Genomic DNA, 18392 nt, shown 5'->3' with positions numbered 1-18392 from the left:
TGTATAAATATCCGTGTTATAATTTAACATGGAACCTGATTTTATTTATACCATATAACAAAAGCAGCGAGACCCCTCGTCTTTAGGACTAGGGGTCTTTTCTATTTTTGTATATAAAGGTTTATTAGTGTAGTTGTGATAATATATTTTGAAGCACCTTGTAGACATTTTTATGGTCAGTGATTAATGAGAGGTAGTGCCTACTGAATTGTTGGTATTTTGAATTACTACTAATTTTATATAAGTAATTAAGAAGGGAAACGATTTGAGGAGAGGAAAGAGAGATAGTGAAGAATATTATATAAGTATTTCTTTTTATTTCATTTGAGTTTTTCTCTCAAATCCTCCAGGATGCCTTAGTTAACAGATAAACAAGGAAAAGTAACAATTTCTTAATTAGTTATATATTATTTCATGTATTGTTAAATAGATTTAAAAGAATTTATACGTGGTATTGGATATTTATGTAAAATGTAAATGTATCTTTTGTGATGATATTTTATAGGATTTTTATTAAAGGCTAATCCACGAAGATTTATTTTTTTATAAAGCATAGTGTTCTGGATTGCGAATCTTAATTTCTAGATATACTATTTAAGATAATATAAGAAAAATGAAGAAATTTGTAGAAAATTGTAGAAAATTAAGGTTATAATGGTAAAAAGCAGTAAATATTAAATTTTTCTTTCTTATTTTTGTCCTTTATAATGAGCTATGAATACGACACATGAGGCAAATAATGTATATTGCCTCTCCCTAACTTTGATATACACCTTTTTCCAACCTCCGTGTTAATTGCTATTATTTTGTTATACCGATTAGCGAAGGGAAAAGGGTGTATCTTTTTTGTATGAATAGTCCTAATAGATATTTTGGGTAGAAAGCATTTCTTGTTTTTCGTGACAAAAACAATAGAGAATGGGATAATAAGGACAGTGTGTTGGTGGTATGACCAATTTGGTATATAAGGAGAGAATGATATGCTAGATATTCAACAGATTAAAGAAATTATTCCACATCGTTATCCATTTCTACTAGTCGATCAAATTCTAGAAGTAGAAGAAGGAAAGCGTGCGGTTGGGATTAAAAATGTAACGGCAAATGAGGAATACTTTAATGGACACTTTCCAGATTATCCTGTGATGCCAGGTGTTCTAATTGTAGAAGCATTAGCGCAGGTGGGTGCTGTTGCGGTATTAAAAAAAGAGGAGAATCGTGGACGCCTCGCATTCTTCGCTGGTATTGATAACTGCCGCTTCAAGCGTCAAGTACGTCCAGGTGACCAACTTCGTTTAGAAGTGGAAATGACACGTGTACGTGGACCAATTGGTAAAGGAAAAGCAGTCGCAACTGTAAACGGTGAAATTGCTTGTGAAGCTGAGGTTACATTCGCGCTTGGTGATAAGAAAGAATAAAGATATGATAAGTTGGGAGGTGAATGAAAATAAACTTTTCATTCACCTCCTTTTTAATAAAAGAAAAGTAAGAGAATTTGTTGATAGGTAGGTTCTCTTTATTTAAACAAACGTTTGATTAAATAACATAAGGGATTTTCGGGAAAACTTTCTCAACTTAGCGTCTAGAAACGCTGTTGAAAAATAGAATGAAAATTTATAATGGAAAGTGTTTTTTAAACGAGTTATTATAAATATACAGGTGAATTTATAATATATTCACTAATAATACTAACTACATTCACATATTATCAATATATGGTAAATGTAAACCCATACCCGACAAAGGATATCTAAATTTGTCGAATTTGTCATTATAATATTTGTCAATTTATTAAATGAATTCCTCAACCATTATTGTTATACTAATGTAAGTTATGTAATATGTTGAATAGTTGTCTAGGACTAAACATGATTAGGACTAGATACTAGATTCTTATTGTCAGCCGCAAATCTGACATTTTATTTATTTATAAAGGAATTTATGACAAATTATTGGAAGCTGGAGGAAGGCATGGAAGAAACAATAAGTTTGAAAGAACTATTTACTATTTTAAGAAAACGTTTAGTTATGATCATCGCAATTACGATTGGGGCAGCTCTTGTAAGCGCAATTGTAAGTTTCTACTTTATAACGCCGATTTACCAAACTTCAACGCAAATTCTTGTTAACCAAAAGAAACAAGAGGGTGTTTTCCAACCTGGGGAAGTACAAACAAGTCTTCAATTAACAAATACATATAAAGTTATTGTGAAAAGCCCAGTTATTTTAGATCAAGTGAAAGAAAAGTTGAAACTGAATATGTCAACTGGAGCATTAAATAACAAAATTAACGTAGCTAATGAGAAAGATTCGCAAGTTATTGCGGTTACAGTACAAGACAAAGATGCAAAATTAGCTCGTGATATCGCAAATACAACAGCGGAAGTATTCAAAAGTAAAATTGCAAAAATTATGAGTGTAGATAATGTAACAATCCTATCAAAAGCAGAAGTGGCGGAAGGGCAATCTCCAATTAAGCCTAATAAGATGTTAAATGTAGCTATTGCATTTGTCATTGGCTTAATGGCTTCTGTCGGACTTGCATTCTTACTAGAATATTTAGATAACACATTCAAAAAAGAAGAAGATATCGAAAAATTTCTAGGTCTACCAGTTCTTGGAGTGATTTCTCATATAGAAGAAGATAATGTGAAAAGCAGAAGTCCGTCAAGGGCAAAGAGAGTAGGAGGGCATACAATTGGTTCTTAAGAAAAAAGCATCACGCGCACGTCGTCGGCTTATTGCATATGAACAACCGAAATCATTTGTTTCGGAACAATATCGAAATGTACGAACAAATATTGAATTTGCATCCGTTGATAAAAAAATTCGTTCTCTTATAGTTACATCCGCTAATTCAAGTGAAGGAAAGACAACAACAGCTGCTAACATTGCAATAGTCTTTGCACAGCAAGGTAAAAAAGTATTACTCATTGATGCGGATTTACGTAAGCCTGCACTACATCACATGTTACAAGTTGAGAATGTTTTTGGCTTAACAAGTGTATTAACACGTAGTAAAAAACTTGAGACATGTGTAGAAAATACAAAAATTAGAAATTTAAACTTCCTGCCATGTGGGCCAATCCCACCAAACCCAGCGGAATTATTAGGGTCAAACTCGATGAAAGATTTACTTTCAGAAGCATATGGCATGTATGATCTCGTTATCTTTGACACATCTCCGATTTTACCAGTTACTGATGCGCAAGTCATGGCAAATCAATGTGATGCTTCTGTACTAGTTGTCCGAAGTGGCGTAACAGAAAAGGATACGGCGATTAAAGCAAAACAAGCACTTGATGGCGCAAAGGGTACATTACTTGGCGTTATTCTAAATGATAAAGAACAAACAGGATCTGAGTATTATTATTACAGTTCTAACTAACTAAATAGATGAGAGGAAAGAGGAGACATCTTCTTTTCCTCTTATATTCACAATGTGAAGAGTAAATGAAGAATAGATAGAGAAGAGGTGTAAGGGAATGATTGATTTACATTGTCACATTTTGCCTAGTATCGATGATGGGGCACAATCAATCGAAGATAGTATCGCGATGGCAAAGGCAGCATGTAAAGAAGGTATTCATACAATCGTTGCCACTCCGCATCATCAAAATGGTGTTTATATTAATCCAGCAGAAGGCATTCTTCATCAGGTAAAGCAGTTAAATGATAGATTGAAAGAAGAAGACATTAATTTAACCATTTTACCTGGTCAAGAAATCAGGTTATATGGAGAATTGTTAGAAGACTACGAATTGGGTAAAATTGTTACATTGAATCGTACGGATAAATACATATTAATTGAATTCCCAGCAAATCATGTCCCGCGCTATGCAGAAAAAATGTTATATGAACTGCGTATAAAAGGAATTACGCCGATCATTGTGCATCCAGAGCGAAATACGGAAATCATCGAACGCCCTCAAGTATTGTATAAGTTCGTAACTCAAGGCGCACTCACGCAAATTACTGCGGGGAGTGTAACAGGAAAGTTCGGAAAGAAAATCAAGAAATTTTCGTTACAACTCATTGAACACCATTTAGCACATGTCATATCATCAGATGCCCATAACACAACAACGCGCTCATTTCACTTACAAGCAGCATATGAGGTAATAGAGAAGTCATTTGGGAGCTCTACACTTTATTGTTTCAAAGAAAATACATATTCACTAATAAGTGGGAAGATAATTTACCGAGAAGAACCAGAACAGGTGCGACGTAAGAAAATACTGGGTCTCTTTTAAGTATAAACATTTGGTGATGCCTCCTAACCAATATCAATGGAGACACTCGACTATGCTGTGGGTAGAGTAAGCTTTACCTTAGACACGCTTGTTGTCAAAAGCATGGTGTGAGGTCGGGTTAGATGCCCGTTATGATTATAAAATTGTTGGAACCTTTATTATATCTATATATAAATATAATAAAGGATAAGGGATAATACAAGTTGAAACAAGTAAAAAAAGCCATCATTCCAGCAGCTGGGCTGGGGACAAGATTTTTACCAGCGACAAAAGCAATGCCGAAAGAAATGTTGCCAATCGTTGATAAACCGACGATTCAGTACATTGTGGAAGAAGCAATTGCATCTGGAATTGAAGACATCATCATCGTAACGGGTAAAGGAAAGCGTGCAATTGAAGATCACTTTGATCACTCCTTTGAACTAGAACAAAATCTACTAGAAAAAGGGAAGTACGAAATGCTTGAAAAAGTACAAGCGTCTTCCCAAATTAACATTCACTACATAAGACAAAAAGAACCAAAAGGACTCGGGCATGCTGTATGGTGCGCATGTAAATTCATTGGCAACGAACCGTTTGCTGTATTACTTGGTGATGACATTGTTCAAGCGGAAACACCATGCTTACGTCAATTAATGAATCGATATGAAGCAACGAGATCATCAGTAATCGGTGTACAAACAGTGCCGGAAAATGAAACACATCGCTACGGTATTATCGATCCATTAGAACAAAAGGGACGCAGTTATCAGGTGAGCAGATTTGTGGAAAAACCAGCGCAAGGAACAGCACCATCGAACTTAGCGATTATGGGGCGTTACGTATTAACACCAGAAATTTTTATGTTCCTAGAAGACCAACAAACAGGTACGGGTGGAGAAATTCAGCTAACGGATGCGATTCAGCGATTAAATGAAATTCAACGTGTATTTGCATATGACTTTGAAGGTAAGCGTTATGACGTTGGGGAGAAATTAGGTTTTATTCAGACAACGATTGAAATGATGCTTCAGCATGATGAATTAAAAGATGAACTTGTGAAGTATATGAATGAACTTGTACAGAAAGAACTTTTAAACGTATAGATTGTATATAACTGAAAAATAGGCTGTTTTTAAATATAGGGCATGGTTTATAAAATGTTAGGTGTGGGAAGGACTCTTATTTTAAAGTTATATAAAAGAAAGGAACGTGTGTCTTGAGTTATCAAAATAGGCTCTCATTATTAGTATTATTAGATTCATTCATTGTTTTAACATCGGTATACTTGAGTTACTGGTTTATTCATCCTAATGCATTAGACAATATTCCAACTACACTTATTATTAGTTCAATTACGTTACTTTGTAGTCATCATGTGTTTGCTGCAATTTACAAGTTGTACAAAAAAGCTTGGGAGTATGCAAGTATAGGAGAGTTAGAAAATATTTTCAAAGCCGTTACATTCTCTATTATCGTGACTGCAATCGTTCAGCAAGTTATTAATCACGATATTTATTTCCGCATCTTAGCAATCGCATGGATGTTCCATATGCTACTTATTGGTGGTTCACGATTTATATGGCGTATTTTCCGTGATACATACATTTCAAAGAAAACAGATAAAGCTCGTACATTAATTGTAGGGGCGGGTTCAGCAGGAGCGATGATTGTACGTCAGCTTCAAAAAAGTCATGAGGCACATTTAGAAGCGGTAGCATTTGTTGATGATGATCTAAGGAAACAAAGGTTAGAAATATACAATATCCCTGTTGTAGGAACAAGAGAAGACATTCAACGGGTTGTTGATCGTTATCAAATTGAACATATTATTATTGCTATTCCTTCCCTTAGTCGTAAAGAAGTGAATGGGATTTTTGAAGCATGTACAAAAACGAAGGCAAAAACACAAATTGTGCCAATGCTAGAAGATATTCTGGATGGGAAAGTTTCTGTTAATGAGTTTCGTGATGTACAAGTAGAAGATTTATTAGGACGTGAGCCTGTGAAATTAGATGATGCAGGTATTGGTGAAAAGATTACAGGAAAAACAATCTTAGTAACTGGCGCTGGAGGATCAATTGGTTCCGAGCTGTGTCGCCAAGTCATGAAATTTAAACCAGGTAAAATTGTATTACTTGGTCACGGTGAGAACAGCATTTATACAATTGAAATGGAATTGCGTTCACTATATAAAGATTCCATCGAAATTACAACAGAAATTGCAGATGTGCAAGACCGTAATAAAATGTTTGAAGTGATGAAGAAGCATAACCCATACATTGTGTATCATGCAGCGGCACATAAACATGTTCCACTTATGGAAAGGAACCCAGAGGAAGCTGTAAAAAATAATATTATTGGTACGAAAAATGTTGCGGAAGCATCGGCTACTTTTGGTATAAATAAATTTGTTATGGTCTCTACAGATAAAGCTGTTAACCCAACAAGTGTAATGGGGGCAACGAAGCGTATTGCAGAAATGATTGTGCAACATATGGACACAGTCAGTAATACTCGTTTTGTAGCTGTTCGTTTTGGCAATGTACTGGGAAGTCGTGGTAGTGTTATTCCTTTATTTAAGAAACAAATTCAAAAGGGTGGACCGGTTACTGTTACACATCCTGATATGATTCGTTATTTTATGACAATTCCAGAGGCTTCACGTTTGGTTATTCAAGCTGGATCTTTAGCTAAAGGTGGGGAGATTTTCGTTCTTGATATGGGAGAACCTGTTAAAATTGTTGATTTAGCTAAAAATCTTATTAAACTATCTGGTTATCAGGTCGAGGATATTGGAATTAAGTTTTCTGGGATACGCCCTGGGGAAAAACTTTTTGAAGAATTATTAAAGGATGATGAAGTGCATAAAGAGCAAATTTATCCCAAGATATGCATTGGTAAATCTAATCATGAATTAAGTGCCGAATTACCGTATTTAGTACAATATATTTCTAATTTAGAAGGTAATCATTTAAGAGATTTCTTATTAGATTTAACTAATAATCGTCAAAAAGTAATAGATAAAATGAATATTTAACAGCACTTGGTGGAAAAAAATATGATATTTATTAAAAAATTATTATCTTTGTGTTTAAGTTAGGTGAGAGGATACCTTGTATGATTACAAATTTAAAGCAAAAAGCATTTAGTGGAGCTAAATGGACTACAACATCAGCACTAATTGTTTCTAGTTTACAAATAATTCAATTGGTTATAGTATCTAGAATACTTCCGCCTGAATCATTAGGATTAATGACTACTATTATGGTAGTTGTAGGGTTTGCTCAATTATATTCGGATATGGGAATTACTAACGCTATAATTTATAAAGAGAATTTAACTAAAAAACAATTATCGAGTCTTTATTGGTTTAATATAATGTTAGGGTTATTATTAACTTTAGTTATTATTGGATTTACTCCAGTTATAGCATATTTTTATCATGAACCAAGATTAAGCATTTTATTATGCTTAATAGCAGTAATATTTTTGATTAATCCAATAGGCCAACAATCTATGGTTTTACATCAAAAAGAGCTTAAATTTGATATTCTAGCAAAGATAGAAATAATAGCGGCTATATCAGGTTTTTTATTAACCATAACTCTTGCTTATATAGGCTATGATGTCTACTCATTAGTTATTGGTCAAATATTTATTAACTTTATGAAAATGTGTGGATATGTTTTTATTAGTAAAAATGTATCGAAGCCTATGATGTACTTTAGATTTAGTGAAGTGAAATCTTTCGTAAGTTTTGGTTTATATCAATTAGGTGAAAGAACAATTCATTACATCAATTCTAATCTAGATTATATAATTATTGGAAGTCTACTTGGTTCAAAAGCCCTAGGTTATTATACTATTGCTTTCAATCTTATAATATTACCTATTTCAAAGATTAATCCCATAGTGACAAGAGTGGCATTTCCTATATTTTCTAAGATGCAAAATGATATATCTTTGCTAAAAAAATCATACTTTAAAATCATTCAGATTTTGAGTTGTATAAATTTCCCTTATTTTTTTGGTTTATTTATATCTGCTCCAATTTTAGTTCCTGTTATTTTTGGAGAGAAATGGATGCCTAGTGTATTACTTATTCAAATACTCTCTTTTGTTGGAATAACAAGAGCTATTGTCAATCCAATTGGGGCATTAGTAATGGCCAGGGGAAGAGTAGATTTAGGATTTAAGTGGCACTTTTTTATGCTGTTTTCTCAAGTGCCCTTAATTATCACCGGAGCATATTTTGGTGGAATAACGGGAGTAGCTATGGGATATTGTTGCCATCAGGTGGTATACATAATTACAAATTACACATTTGTGATTCGAACATTAGTGGGTTCTTGTTTGAAAGAGTTTTTAGAAAGTTTTATGAGTTCTATAAAAGCTTCATTAGTTATGATGGGAACTGTATTGGTGATACTGAATTTTATAAAGCAGTTAGATATGACAATTCAGCTAGTTTTAGTGGTTTCGTTGGGAGCCGTGTTTTACATAACGGCTTCTTTGGTATTTCAACGACAACTAATTATAGAATTAAAAGAATTATTTTTAAGGAAAAGGATAAAAAACGTTAGTTAAGAGGTAAATTATACATGCTTACAACATTAGTTTTTTTAGTATTTTTTTATCTTATAGGCACAATCTTAACCTTAAGATTAGGACGTAAAGAGGTTAAGTTATTTCATATTATCTTTATTTTTAATGTCTTAATAAGTATTTTAATGTACTACATATATATAGATAGATATGGAGTACCTTATTATATTGGTGGAAGTGATGATTTAGTTTACGAACAACAAGCAGCATATGCGTATGAAAGTTTAGGTATTTTTGATTATTCTAGTCTTAAAGAAATTTTTTGGATGTCTAACTCGTTAGGATACACATACTTGGTAAGTATATTCTTTCGAATTGCATCTTTTTTTGATGGATACCATACATTAGTTCCTCGTTTTTTTAATGGTTTATTGCTGGCTTTTATTTCTGTATTTGTATATAAAATAAGTATGAATTATATGGGGTTGAAACAAAGGTTTGCTTTTCTAGCAGCAGTAATAGTAGGGTGCTCACCCATAATGAGTTTTAATGCTGCGCATGTTTTTAGAGATATTGTAGTTACTTTCATAATGGTACTTGTAATATACCTTGCATTAGGTTTTTATAAATTTAATTTATGGGAAAAATCTATGGCTATTTGTGGAATGTTTATATTATTTGTAATACTTTATGAAATTCGTTATATGTCGGCTTACTTTTTAGTGATTCAGATAATATTTACAATGTGGGCAGCATACCGTAATTCGAAAAATAAACCATTAAAACTAAAAAATATAATGAGTATTTCTATAATTGTTTTGTTATTTATACTCATTTTTAATACTTCTTTAGTTAATACAATATTTAATTACTATGAAATTTATGCTGATTATAGAACGGAGAGAACTGATGGTTTAGCTCAATACGTTTTTAATGCTCCTTTATATGTGGGTTTTTTTCTAAGAGTTGTATATTTATCTATTACTCCTTTTCCTATTTTTTCATCTGAATTGGAGCGGAATTTTTTAAGTATAGGTACTATTGTGCAATTATTTTTGATGCCTTATGTATTAATTGGAATTAGGAAGTCTTTTTCAAATAGTAATGTAGCAACAATTATGTTTAGCTTTATTGTAGTTTATATTTCTGTAAGCATGTTATCTTTTACAATTAGACATATATGTTTATTCTATCCATTTATGATTTTGTTAGCTTTTTATGGGTATCAGAATGCAAATTTATATTTTAAACATAAGAAAATGCCATTGGCGATAGTTTATTTTATGATTTTAATTGGTATAACAATGTACAGTATTTTGAAATTTTATTGATATTTAAGGGGCTAAAGGGACATGAAGATTTTATTTATAGCAAATCACTTTCCGCCTATAAACAATTCTGCGAGTATTAGAATATTAAATTATGTTAATCATTTGCAGGTGATGGGGAATGAAGTGATGGTACTCACACCAGATTATCCTAAAGATTTTATAAATTATGATGAAGAGCTTTTATATAAAATAAATACAAACATTAAAGTAATTAGAGTAGATATGGGATCAATATATAAAAGAATTTATCCTAAGAAGAGTAGGCAGATTGGTAATGATTCTCCTGCGAAGGCTAGCAAAAAAAACATTTTAAAATCATCTATAAAAAGGAATTTAGCTATTCCAGATTCTTATATTGAATGGAAAAACAATGCCGTCAAGATAGGAGATAAACTAATAAAAAAAAATAAAGTAGATATCATTATTTCAACGCATGAAACCCCTTCTTGTCATTTAGCTGGCTTGAAATTAAAAAAAAATAACCCAGAGGTGAAATGGATAACATATTGGAGTGATCCTTGGACATTTGAATATTATAGATCCAGAGAAAGTTTATTAAAACGTAATGTTGAAAAGTGGTTGGAACGTAATGTTGTTAAAAAGAGTGATAAATTTCTATTTACTACTGAGGAAACAAGGGATTTATATATAAGTAGCTATAGTATACCTAAAAGTAGAACTGCTATTGTTTATAGGGGATTTGAAGAATATTCACGAGAAAACTCAAAGAAATTCATAGGTTTATTAAAAAAGGATAAAATTAATTTAGTGCATACTGGTGAAATATATACTGAGTTGAGAGATACTAGGCCTTTAATTGAAGCATTGAAAGCCTTAGAAGAGGAAGAGAAGGATATTTTTGATCAAATTAATATAGTTTTGGTAGGAGGAGTTGATAATTTAAAGATTAAAAAAGAATTAAAAGATATAAAATGTGTATCTCTTCTATCACGGGTTCCTTATGAAGAGGCGCAAGATTATATGCATAATAGTGATGGATTATTATTGTGGGGCAATAAATATGGTTGTCAGATCCCTGGAAAAGTCTACGAGTATTTCGGAGTTAAATCACCTATTTTAACCATATTGGCTAATAATCAAGATCCAGTTGGTAAATTAATGAAGGACGTCGATAAGGGACCCATTATTTATAATAATGCGCAAGAAATTAAAGAAATGATAAAAGAGTTCGTTAAAAATAAAGATAAAAAAGAATATTGGTATGAAATCATTCCTAAGTATAAATGGGAAAATGTAGCTAAAGATTTGTTTTCTAAGATTTCAGATTAAATAATGGAGGAGAATGCATATGAATCAAGCTAAGAAGGTATGTATAGTTTCTCCTATACACGATTATAAGGATATAAGGGTATACCAAAAACAAGCAAAGACTATAGAAAATAGTGGTTATGAGGTTAGTTTGCTTGCTAGAAAAGATTATGATGAGAAAATAGGTAATATACAAATCTTCGCAATTCCAAAATCAAAAAACTTTTTAAGTAGAATTATCTTGCAACCTAAATTACTTTGTAAAATACTTAAGACAAGGTCTAAAATAGTTCATTTGCATAATCCTGACACGATATTATTAGGATTTTTGTTGAAAATGTTTAATAAAAAAGTTATTTATGATACTCACGAAGATTTTTCAAAAAGAATATTAATTCGGGAATGGATTCCCTATTCTTATAGGAAACTTATTGCTAAAGTAGTTACAGGTTTAGAGTTAATGGCATCAAGGTGTTTTGATGGATTTATTGTTACACAAGAAGGTTTACTTGCCAAATATAAAAATGCATTGTTAATTGAGAATGCGCCAATTCATCAGGGTGAACTAATAACGAGGGCTTATGAATTAAGTAAGCTAATCTCAAAGAGTAACTATATAAGGGTGGTTTACGTTGGTGGAATCAGTGAGCAACGGGGTTTGAGACAGATAGTACAAGCTTTAGAAGAAATAAATAAGACTTATAGTTGCAGATTATGGCTAATTGGTCCAGATTCAAAAGAAATAAATGAGCTTCAGAAATTGAATGGTTGGAAATATGTAGACTATTTAGGAAAGCTTCCTCAAGAGAAAGCTTTTTCATATGTAATAAAATCAGATATAGGTTTATGTACAATATTAGATGTTGTTGATCATGCTGAGACAAGCCCCAATAAGATTTTCGAGTATATGACTTTAGGTATCCCATTTATTGCAAGTGACTTCCCGAAATGGGAAAAGAAAATAGGGTGTAGTAATGCGGGATATTTTGTAGATCCACAAAATATAAACAAGATTGCAGATCTGATATTGAAGATTGGTTCGGATGAAGATTTGAAAAGTTATTTATCTAATAATGGAAAGAAATATATTTATGAAAAATTTAATTGGGAAAGAGAATCAGAAAAACTTATAGAGTATTATAAAAAAATAAATTAGTAGGAGCATAAAAATTATGAGGGTTTTATTACTTCATCAGTATTTTTTAGGAAAAGATGACCCAGGTGGTTCTAGATTTAATCAATTTGTTAAGTATTGGGAAGAGCAAGGACATGAGATTACAATTGTGGCTGGGACTGTACATTACACTACGGGTAAAAAAGAAGAGAAGTATAAAGGAAAATGGATTGTAGCAGAGGAGTATTCCCCGAATGTAAAAGTACTAAGAACATATGTATCTGAAGCTTATAATAAGTCATTTTTTGGAAGGCTATGGGGGTACTTTTCGTTTACAGTTTCTTCATTAACAGCTATTCTTTTCAGGGTGAAAAGTCATGATATTGTAATTGTAACTTCTCCGCCGTTATTTGTTGGGGTTACTGGTATTTTTACAAAATGGTTTAAAAGAATACCGATGATATTTGAAGTTCGAGATTTATGGCCAGAATCGGCTATTGATACTGGGGTTTTAAAGAGTAAGCCATTAATAAAAATGGCTTTTTTTGTTGAAAAAATGTCTTATAAGTTTGCGAATAAAATCAATGTTTTAACTCCTGCGTTTCGTAATGTATTAATTGAGAAGAAACATATTTCTCCAGATAAAATAACTTTTATCCCAAATGGGGCAGATTTAGATATTTTCGAACCAGGTGAAAAAGATAACTGGGTTCGTGAAAAATACAGTTTGCAAAATAAGTTTGTCGTTACTTATATGGGGGCACATGGGCTAGCGAATAATTTAGATAGTCTTTTAAATCTTGCGAAGGCATGCGAAGAATATGAAGATATAGCTTTTCTATTAGTTGGAGATGGGATGGAAAAAGCACGACTGAAAAAAAGAGTTAAGAGTGAAAGGATACAAAATGTTATATTTATTGACTCGCAACCAAAGGCAGTTATTCCTGATTTTTGTAATGCTTCAGATATTTGTACTGCAGTTTTGAAAAAGGTAGATACATTTAAAACAGTATATCCTAATAAAGTGTTTGATTATATGTCATGTGCAAAACCGATTTTACTTGGAATTGATGGAGCTGCTAGAGAATTAGTAGAGGAAAGTGGATGTGGAGTTTATGTTGATCCTGAAGATATTATCCAGTTTAAAGAGAAAATATTAGAATTCTATCATAATAGAGAACGATTAGATGAAATGGGTCTTAAAGGTTATAAATACGTGCAAAGGAAATTTAGTCGAAAAGCTTTAGCACATAAATACATTCAAGAAATTGAAAGTATAATCAAATAGGAGGAAATAGCAATGAGTAAAAATTTATGCGTAGTAGGACTAGGCTATATTGGATTACCCACATCAGCAATGTTTGCAAAAGCTGGTTATACTGTAACAGGTGTAGATGTAAATCCAATTGCGATAGAAATGATTAATCAAGGGGAAATCCACATTGAGGAAGTTGGTTTGGGAGAATTAGTTAAAGAAATGGTTGGGAAGGGAAGATTAAAAGCTAGTCTTCAACCAACTCATGCAGATGCATATATCATTGCGGTACCAACACCGCATAATGCAGATCATACTGCAAACTTAGATTATGTAATTGGGGCGACAAAATCTATTGTACCCTTTGTAAAACCAGGAAATGTAGTTATTGTTGAATCTACAATTCCTCCGAGAACAATTAATGATGTAGTGGCGCCAATTTTCAAAGAACATGGATGGATTGTAGGAGAAGATATTTATCTAGCCCATTGTCCAGAACGAGTGTTACCAGGACGTATATTAATTGAGTTAGTTGAAAATACACGAATTGTTGGGGGAATCAATGATATTTCTACTAGCAAGGCTGCAGAGCTATATCGTAGCTTCGTTACAGGACAGATATTAGAGACTACTGCTGTTACAGCTGAAATGTCTAAGTTAATGGAGAATACATATCGTGATGTTAATATTGCACTTGCAAATGAATTGGTCAAAATTTCTCAAGAGTTAAATGTTGATGCATTAGATGTAATTCGTTTAGCTAATCATCATCCGCGTGTGAATCTACACCTACCAGGACCAGGTGTTGGAGGCCATTGTTTAGCAGTCGATCCTTATTTCATCATCGAAAAGGCACCAGAACAATCCGTACTAATCTCAAATTCTAGAGAAATAAACAATTCTATGCCGATATTTATTACAGATCAAATAGAAAAAATAGTTCCAAGTAATGGGAAGGTTGCTGTTCTAGGCATTACTTATAAAGGAAATATTGATGATGTTCGAGAAAGTCCTGCGATGACAATTGTAGATTTATTAACAGCTAAAGGATATGAAGTAGCGGTACATGATCCACATGTCCATCAACAACAAGTAGTATTTAATCTATATGACTTTGAAGAAGCGATTATAGATGCAGATTGTGTACTTGTTTTAACAGATCATAATGAATTTAAGCATCTAAATGAGACCAGTATTTTAGAACATGCAAAAAAAACTGTTATCCTGGATACACGTAATTGTGTGAAATGTAAAAACTCAGAAATAATTTATATTAATTTTAATAATTTATATGAAATTAAAGGTTTAGAAAGTGTCAAGAAGCAATTAGTAAATAATTAAAGGCGTGTGATGGATATTATGAAAAGGGCTTTTGATGCTCTTACAGCAGTTTTAACTCTGATGTTGTTGTCTTTTATAATTTTAATTGTCGCCCTTCTTGTAAGGTTCAAACTAGGTAGTCCTATTATTTTCAAACAACAACGTCCAGGCTTACATGGAAAACCCTTCTATGTATACAAGTTTCATCCAATGACAGATGCAAAAGATGAAGAGGGTAATTTCTTACCAGATAATGTTCGTTTAACATCATTTGGTAAATTACTTAGAAAGTTAAGTCTAGATGAATTACTACAACTTATTAATGTAATAAAAGGATATACTAGTTTAGTAGGACCTCGTCCATTATTAATGGAATATCTCCCACTGTATACCTCCCAACAAGCTAGACGTCATGAAGTGCACCCTGGTATTACTGGATGGGCGCAAGTAAATGGACGAAATGCAATTTCTTGGGAAGATAAATTTAAATTAGATGTTTGGTATGTGGATAATCAGTCCCTTTGGTTAGATATAAAGATTTTATTTTTAACAGTTGAAAAGGTTTTTAAATCAGAAGGGGTTGGTCAACAAGGTCATGTGACGATGCAGAAATTTACAGGATTAAACTCAAATAAAGAAGTGGTGAAATGAAAAAGATAGCTTTAATTGGTCAAGGTGGGCATGCGAAAGTTATTATAGATATGATTCATGCAAATACAGGTTATGAGATTGTTGCTATATTTGATGATAAATATGAATGTTTAAGTGAGGACCAGGGCATATGTTATGGACCAATCTCTTCTATTAAAGAAATAATAGAAGAGATTGGATTTAAAATTGTGCTTGCGATTGGACATAATGCTGTACGAAAAAGGATAGTTGAGCAGTTAGAATTGAAGGATGGAAGTTATGAGACAATTATTCATCCAACTGCTGTAGTGAGTGAGTCTGCTTCCATTGGGTTTGGAACTGTTATTATGCCTAAAGCAGTTATTAATGCGGATACTATAATTGGAAGGCATGTTATTGTTAATACTGCAGCAGTGATAGAACATGATAATCAGATTGGTGATTTTGCACATATTTCTCCAAATGCGACGTTAACGGGAACAGTCTTTGTTAATGAAGGTACACAAATAGGTGCAGGGGCAATTGTTATCCCGAATCGAAAAATTGGCCAATGGAGTATAATTGGTGCAGGAGCAACAGTCATTCATGATATACCATCTTCTTGTACAGCAGTAGGTTCGCCCGCAAGAGTTATAAAATAAGTTACGTTACCATAAGGAGTGTAATGGAAGCATGGAAAACAAAAGAATCTTTTTATCACCACCACACATGAGCGGAAATGAACAAAAATATGTAAATCAAGCATTCGAGCAAAACTGGATTGCGCCACTAGGACCTAACGTAGATGCATTTGAACATCAAATTGCAGAGTATATTGGAGTGAAAAGTGCCGCTGCTGTTAGCGCAGGTACTGCAGCAATCCATTTAGCACTTCAACTGTTAGGTGTTAATAGAGATGATACTGTATTTTGTTCTTCATTAACGTTTGCAGCAAGTGCAAATCCAATTGCGTATCAAGGGGCCGAACCAATTTTCATAGATTCAGAGCCTGATACATGGAACATGTCTCCAGTTGCACTTGAGAAAGCTTTTGAAGATGCAAAAGCTTCAGGAAAACTTCCGAAAGCAGTAATTGTTGTTCATTTATTTGGACAAAGTGCAAAGATGGATGAAATTATGGATATTTGTGATAAGTATGGTGTACTAGTTGTGGAAGACTCTGCGGAATCACTTGGAACAACTTATAAAGGGAAGCAAACTGGTTCATTTGGTAAGTTTGGTATTTTCTCTTTCAATGGTAACAAGATTATCACGACTTCTGGTGGTGGCATGCTTGTTTCTAATGATGAAGTGGCGATTCAAAAAGCACGCTTCCTTTCGACACAAGCACGTGATCCAGCAGTTCATTATGAACATAGTCATATTGGTTATAATTATCGTATGAGTAATATTGTGGCTGGTGTAGGACGAGCGCAGTTGGAAGTATTAAATAATCGTGTGCAAGCACGTCGTGATATTTTTACTCGCTATAAAACAGCTTTAGGTGAATTACCTGGAATTACATTTATGCCAGAATTCGAAGATGCAGTTCCAAATCGTTGGTTATCTACATTATTAATTGATGAAAAGGTAACAGGTGTTACGTATTTAGATGTGATTGAAGCTTTAGCGGCACAAAATATTGAAGCGCGTCCAGTTTGGAAGCCGCTTCATAGACAGCCTGTCTTCGCAGGTTCTAAATATTATACTCATGGTGATACAGATAGTATTTCTGATAAGCTGTTTAGTCAAGGTTTATGTTTACCTTCTGGTTCAAGTATGACAGTGGAAGATCAAGAAAGAGTTATCGCTACTGTTAAAGAGGTATTAGCAAAGCAAGTTGTAACGAAATAAATTATAAAAAGTGCATTCTTTTTTTGAATGCACTTTTTTATTTTAAGTAGGTAAGTGATACTGGTAATCGGCGGTGCGAGTTATATCGGGAGTCATGTTGTGAAAGAACTGCTATCACAAAAACATCGAGTTGTTATAAGGGATTTTACCACCGTTACTAACAATGATCACGTATCAAATTAAACATTTTGTTTTTTCATCATCTATATCAGAAAATGTTTAGTCTTTAGACCTTGTGTAAGAGGTTCATCTTGAGAAATTGTAATTAGGTTGTCTTACATAGGATTGCTTATGATATATTTAAATTAATAAATTGTTATAAAAAGGAGAAATAGCCATGAATTTCAAAGGTGTCATGAAAACAGGCTCATTAGCCGCTGCACTTGCTCACGGTTGAACAGCATTCGCTACACCGGCTGCACATGCAGCAAGGGTTAATGAGCTTAAAAACTGAGCAAAAAGTAGAAATGCTTCGCTTATTCTTGGATAGTGCGAAACTTGCATATCTACAAGTAACACTTGTAGATGAAAAAGGAAATTCGTTGGATCTTTTAAACTATACAATTAGTAAGGGTAATAACTTATTAATTCAATTAAAAGATTTAGATGGAAAGTTACTTGCGACAATTGACCCAACGAGAGGAATGGTACAAGCAGCTAACTTTAAAAGCTTGGTAAATTCATTGAAAGTTGCGATGGAAGCAAAGCGTGAGCTAAATGCAACTGGTCATTTTGTTCCAATGCCAAATACAGCATCTAATGAACAAACTTACATGCTAATTGGGGGATTAATTGTACTTCTAGGTGCAGCTGCATTAGTTCCAGCAGTACGATTAGCTCGTAAAGTAGAACAAGCGTAATAC

The 18392-nt window shown here is 33.0% G+C and carries 16 protein-coding genes and 1 pseudogene; all 17 read left to right on the top strand.

The genetic code is table 11. The features are described 5' to 3' along the window. The first annotated feature begins 980 nt into the window (after nt 1-980). On the top strand, nt 981-1415 hold the full coding sequence (fabZ, locus tag BPMYX0001_RS22790) for a 3-hydroxyacyl-ACP dehydratase FabZ (protein ID WP_003202177.1): 435 nt from the start codon (nt 981-983) through the stop codon (nt 1413-1415). Nucleotides 1416-1968: 553 nt separating this feature from the next. Further along, nucleotides 1969-2706 (top strand): YveK family protein, encoded by a 738-nt coding sequence (locus BPMYX0001_RS22785; protein ID WP_033799244.1) that lies wholly within the window; start codon nt 1969-1971, stop codon nt 2704-2706. After that, complete coding sequence (locus BPMYX0001_RS22780; protein ID WP_018764975.1) at nt 2696-3385, top strand: CpsD/CapB family tyrosine-protein kinase; 690 nt, start codon at nt 2696-2698, stop codon at nt 3383-3385. Before BPMYX0001_RS22785 ends, BPMYX0001_RS22780 begins: the two co-directional genes overlap by 11 nt. A 97-nt stretch (nt 3386-3482) precedes the next feature. After that, a complete protein-coding gene (locus BPMYX0001_RS22775; RefSeq protein ID WP_003202182.1) occupies nt 3483-4250 on the top strand; it encodes a tyrosine-protein phosphatase in 768 nt (255 codons plus the stop codon). Between the two features lie 203 nt (nt 4251-4453). Continuing rightward, nucleotides 4454-5335 (top strand): UTP--glucose-1-phosphate uridylyltransferase GalU, encoded by an 882-nt coding sequence (gene galU, locus BPMYX0001_RS22770; RefSeq protein ID WP_006096603.1) that lies wholly within the window; start codon nt 4454-4456, stop codon nt 5333-5335. A gap of 113 nt (nt 5336-5448) precedes the next feature. Then, nucleotides 5449-7269, top strand: coding sequence for a polysaccharide biosynthesis protein (locus BPMYX0001_RS22765; protein ID WP_033799243.1), 1821 nt, complete (start codon nt 5449-5451; stop codon nt 7267-7269). An 80-nt stretch (nt 7270-7349) separates the two neighbouring features. Continuing rightward, nucleotides 7350-8819, top strand: a complete 1470-nt coding sequence (locus tag BPMYX0001_RS22760) for an MOP flippase family protein (protein ID WP_033796574.1) — start codon at nt 7350-7352, stop codon at nt 8817-8819. A 14-nt stretch (nt 8820-8833) separates the two neighbouring features. Then, nucleotides 8834-10108, top strand: coding sequence for a hypothetical protein (locus tag BPMYX0001_RS22755; protein ID WP_003202190.1), 1275 nt, complete (start codon nt 8834-8836; stop codon nt 10106-10108). 21 nt (nt 10109-10129) lie between these two features. Further along, nucleotides 10130-11398: a glycosyltransferase gene (locus BPMYX0001_RS22750; RefSeq protein ID WP_018764980.1), complete on the top strand. Its 1269-nt coding sequence runs from the start codon at nt 10130-10132 to the stop codon at nt 11396-11398. A 19-nt stretch (nt 11399-11417) separates the two neighbouring features. Beyond that, nucleotides 11418-12533 (top strand): glycosyltransferase, encoded by a 1116-nt coding sequence (locus tag BPMYX0001_RS22745; RefSeq protein WP_240516930.1) that lies wholly within the window; start codon nt 11418-11420, stop codon nt 12531-12533. Nucleotides 12534-12549: 16 nt separating this feature from the next. Beyond that, nucleotides 12550-13779, top strand: coding sequence for a glycosyltransferase family 4 protein (locus BPMYX0001_RS22740; protein WP_006096599.1), 1230 nt, complete (start codon nt 12550-12552; stop codon nt 13777-13779). Nucleotides 13780-13791: 12 nt separating this feature from the next. Next, complete coding sequence (locus BPMYX0001_RS22735; RefSeq protein ID WP_033799242.1) at nt 13792-15087, top strand: nucleotide sugar dehydrogenase; 1296 nt, start codon at nt 13792-13794, stop codon at nt 15085-15087. An 18-nt stretch (nt 15088-15105) separates the two neighbouring features. Beyond that, complete coding sequence (locus tag BPMYX0001_RS22730; RefSeq protein WP_033799726.1) at nt 15106-15717, top strand: sugar transferase; 612 nt, start codon at nt 15106-15108, stop codon at nt 15715-15717. Continuing rightward, nucleotides 15714-16337 carry an acetyltransferase gene (locus tag BPMYX0001_RS22725; RefSeq protein WP_018781229.1) on the top strand — a complete coding sequence of 208 codons (624 nt, stop codon included), beginning with the start codon at nt 15714-15716 and terminating at the stop codon, nt 16335-16337. The genes BPMYX0001_RS22730 and BPMYX0001_RS22725 overlap by 4 nt, the downstream gene beginning before the upstream one ends. 31 nt (nt 16338-16368) lie before the next feature. Continuing rightward, nucleotides 16369-17529 carry an aminotransferase class I/II-fold pyridoxal phosphate-dependent enzyme gene (locus tag BPMYX0001_RS22720; protein ID WP_006096595.1) on the top strand — a complete coding sequence of 387 codons (1161 nt, stop codon included), beginning with the start codon at nt 16369-16371 and terminating at the stop codon, nt 17527-17529. Between the two features lie 54 nt (nt 17530-17583). Further along, a complete protein-coding gene (locus BPMYX0001_RS32750) occupies nt 17584-17712 on the top strand; it encodes an NAD-dependent epimerase/dehydratase family protein (protein ID WP_139358566.1) in 129 nt (42 codons plus the stop codon). A 251-nt stretch (nt 17713-17963) separates the two neighbouring features. Continuing rightward, nucleotides 17964-18389, top strand: a pseudogene (locus BPMYX0001_RS22715) (hypothetical protein); the annotation flags it as partial. Nucleotides 18390-18392: the final 3 nt, after the last annotated feature.

This window comes from Bacillus pseudomycoides DSM 12442 (assembly GCF_000161455.1).
In the GTDB taxonomy this organism is placed as follows: domain Bacteria; phylum Bacillota; class Bacilli; order Bacillales; family Bacillaceae_G; genus Bacillus_A; species Bacillus_A pseudomycoides.
The sequence above is the reverse complement of the archived record's forward strand: the minus strand, read 5'-3'. Positions and strand labels throughout refer to the sequence as shown.

Coding starts and splice junctions, on each gene's coding strand:
- fabZ (WP_003202177.1), top strand. CDS start 981: ATGCTAGATATTCAACAGATTAAAGAAATTATTCCACATCGTTATCCA.
- BPMYX0001_RS22785 (WP_033799244.1), top strand. CDS start 1,969: ATGGAAGAAACAATAAGTTTGAAAGAACTATTTACTATTTTAAGAAAA.
- BPMYX0001_RS22775 (WP_003202182.1), top strand. CDS start 3,483: ATGATTGATTTACATTGTCACATTTTGCCTAGTATCGATGATGGGGCA.
- BPMYX0001_RS22760 (WP_033796574.1), top strand. CDS start 7,350: ATGATTACAAATTTAAAGCAAAAAGCATTTAGTGGAGCTAAATGGACT.
- BPMYX0001_RS22755 (WP_003202190.1), top strand. CDS start 8,834: ATGCTTACAACATTAGTTTTTTTAGTATTTTTTTATCTTATAGGCACA.
- BPMYX0001_RS22750 (WP_018764980.1), top strand. CDS start 10,130: ATGAAGATTTTATTTATAGCAAATCACTTTCCGCCTATAAACAATTCT.
- BPMYX0001_RS22745 (WP_240516930.1), top strand. CDS start 11,418: ATGAATCAAGCTAAGAAGGTATGTATAGTTTCTCCTATACACGATTAT.
- BPMYX0001_RS22740 (WP_006096599.1), top strand. CDS start 12,550: ATGAGGGTTTTATTACTTCATCAGTATTTTTTAGGAAAAGATGACCCA.
- BPMYX0001_RS22735 (WP_033799242.1), top strand. CDS start 13,792: ATGAGTAAAAATTTATGCGTAGTAGGACTAGGCTATATTGGATTACCC.
- BPMYX0001_RS22730 (WP_033799726.1), top strand. CDS start 15,106: ATGAAAAGGGCTTTTGATGCTCTTACAGCAGTTTTAACTCTGATGTTG.
- BPMYX0001_RS22725 (WP_018781229.1), top strand. CDS start 15,714: ATGAAAAAGATAGCTTTAATTGGTCAAGGTGGGCATGCGAAAGTTATT.
- BPMYX0001_RS22720 (WP_006096595.1), top strand. CDS start 16,369: ATGGAAAACAAAAGAATCTTTTTATCACCACCACACATGAGCGGAAAT.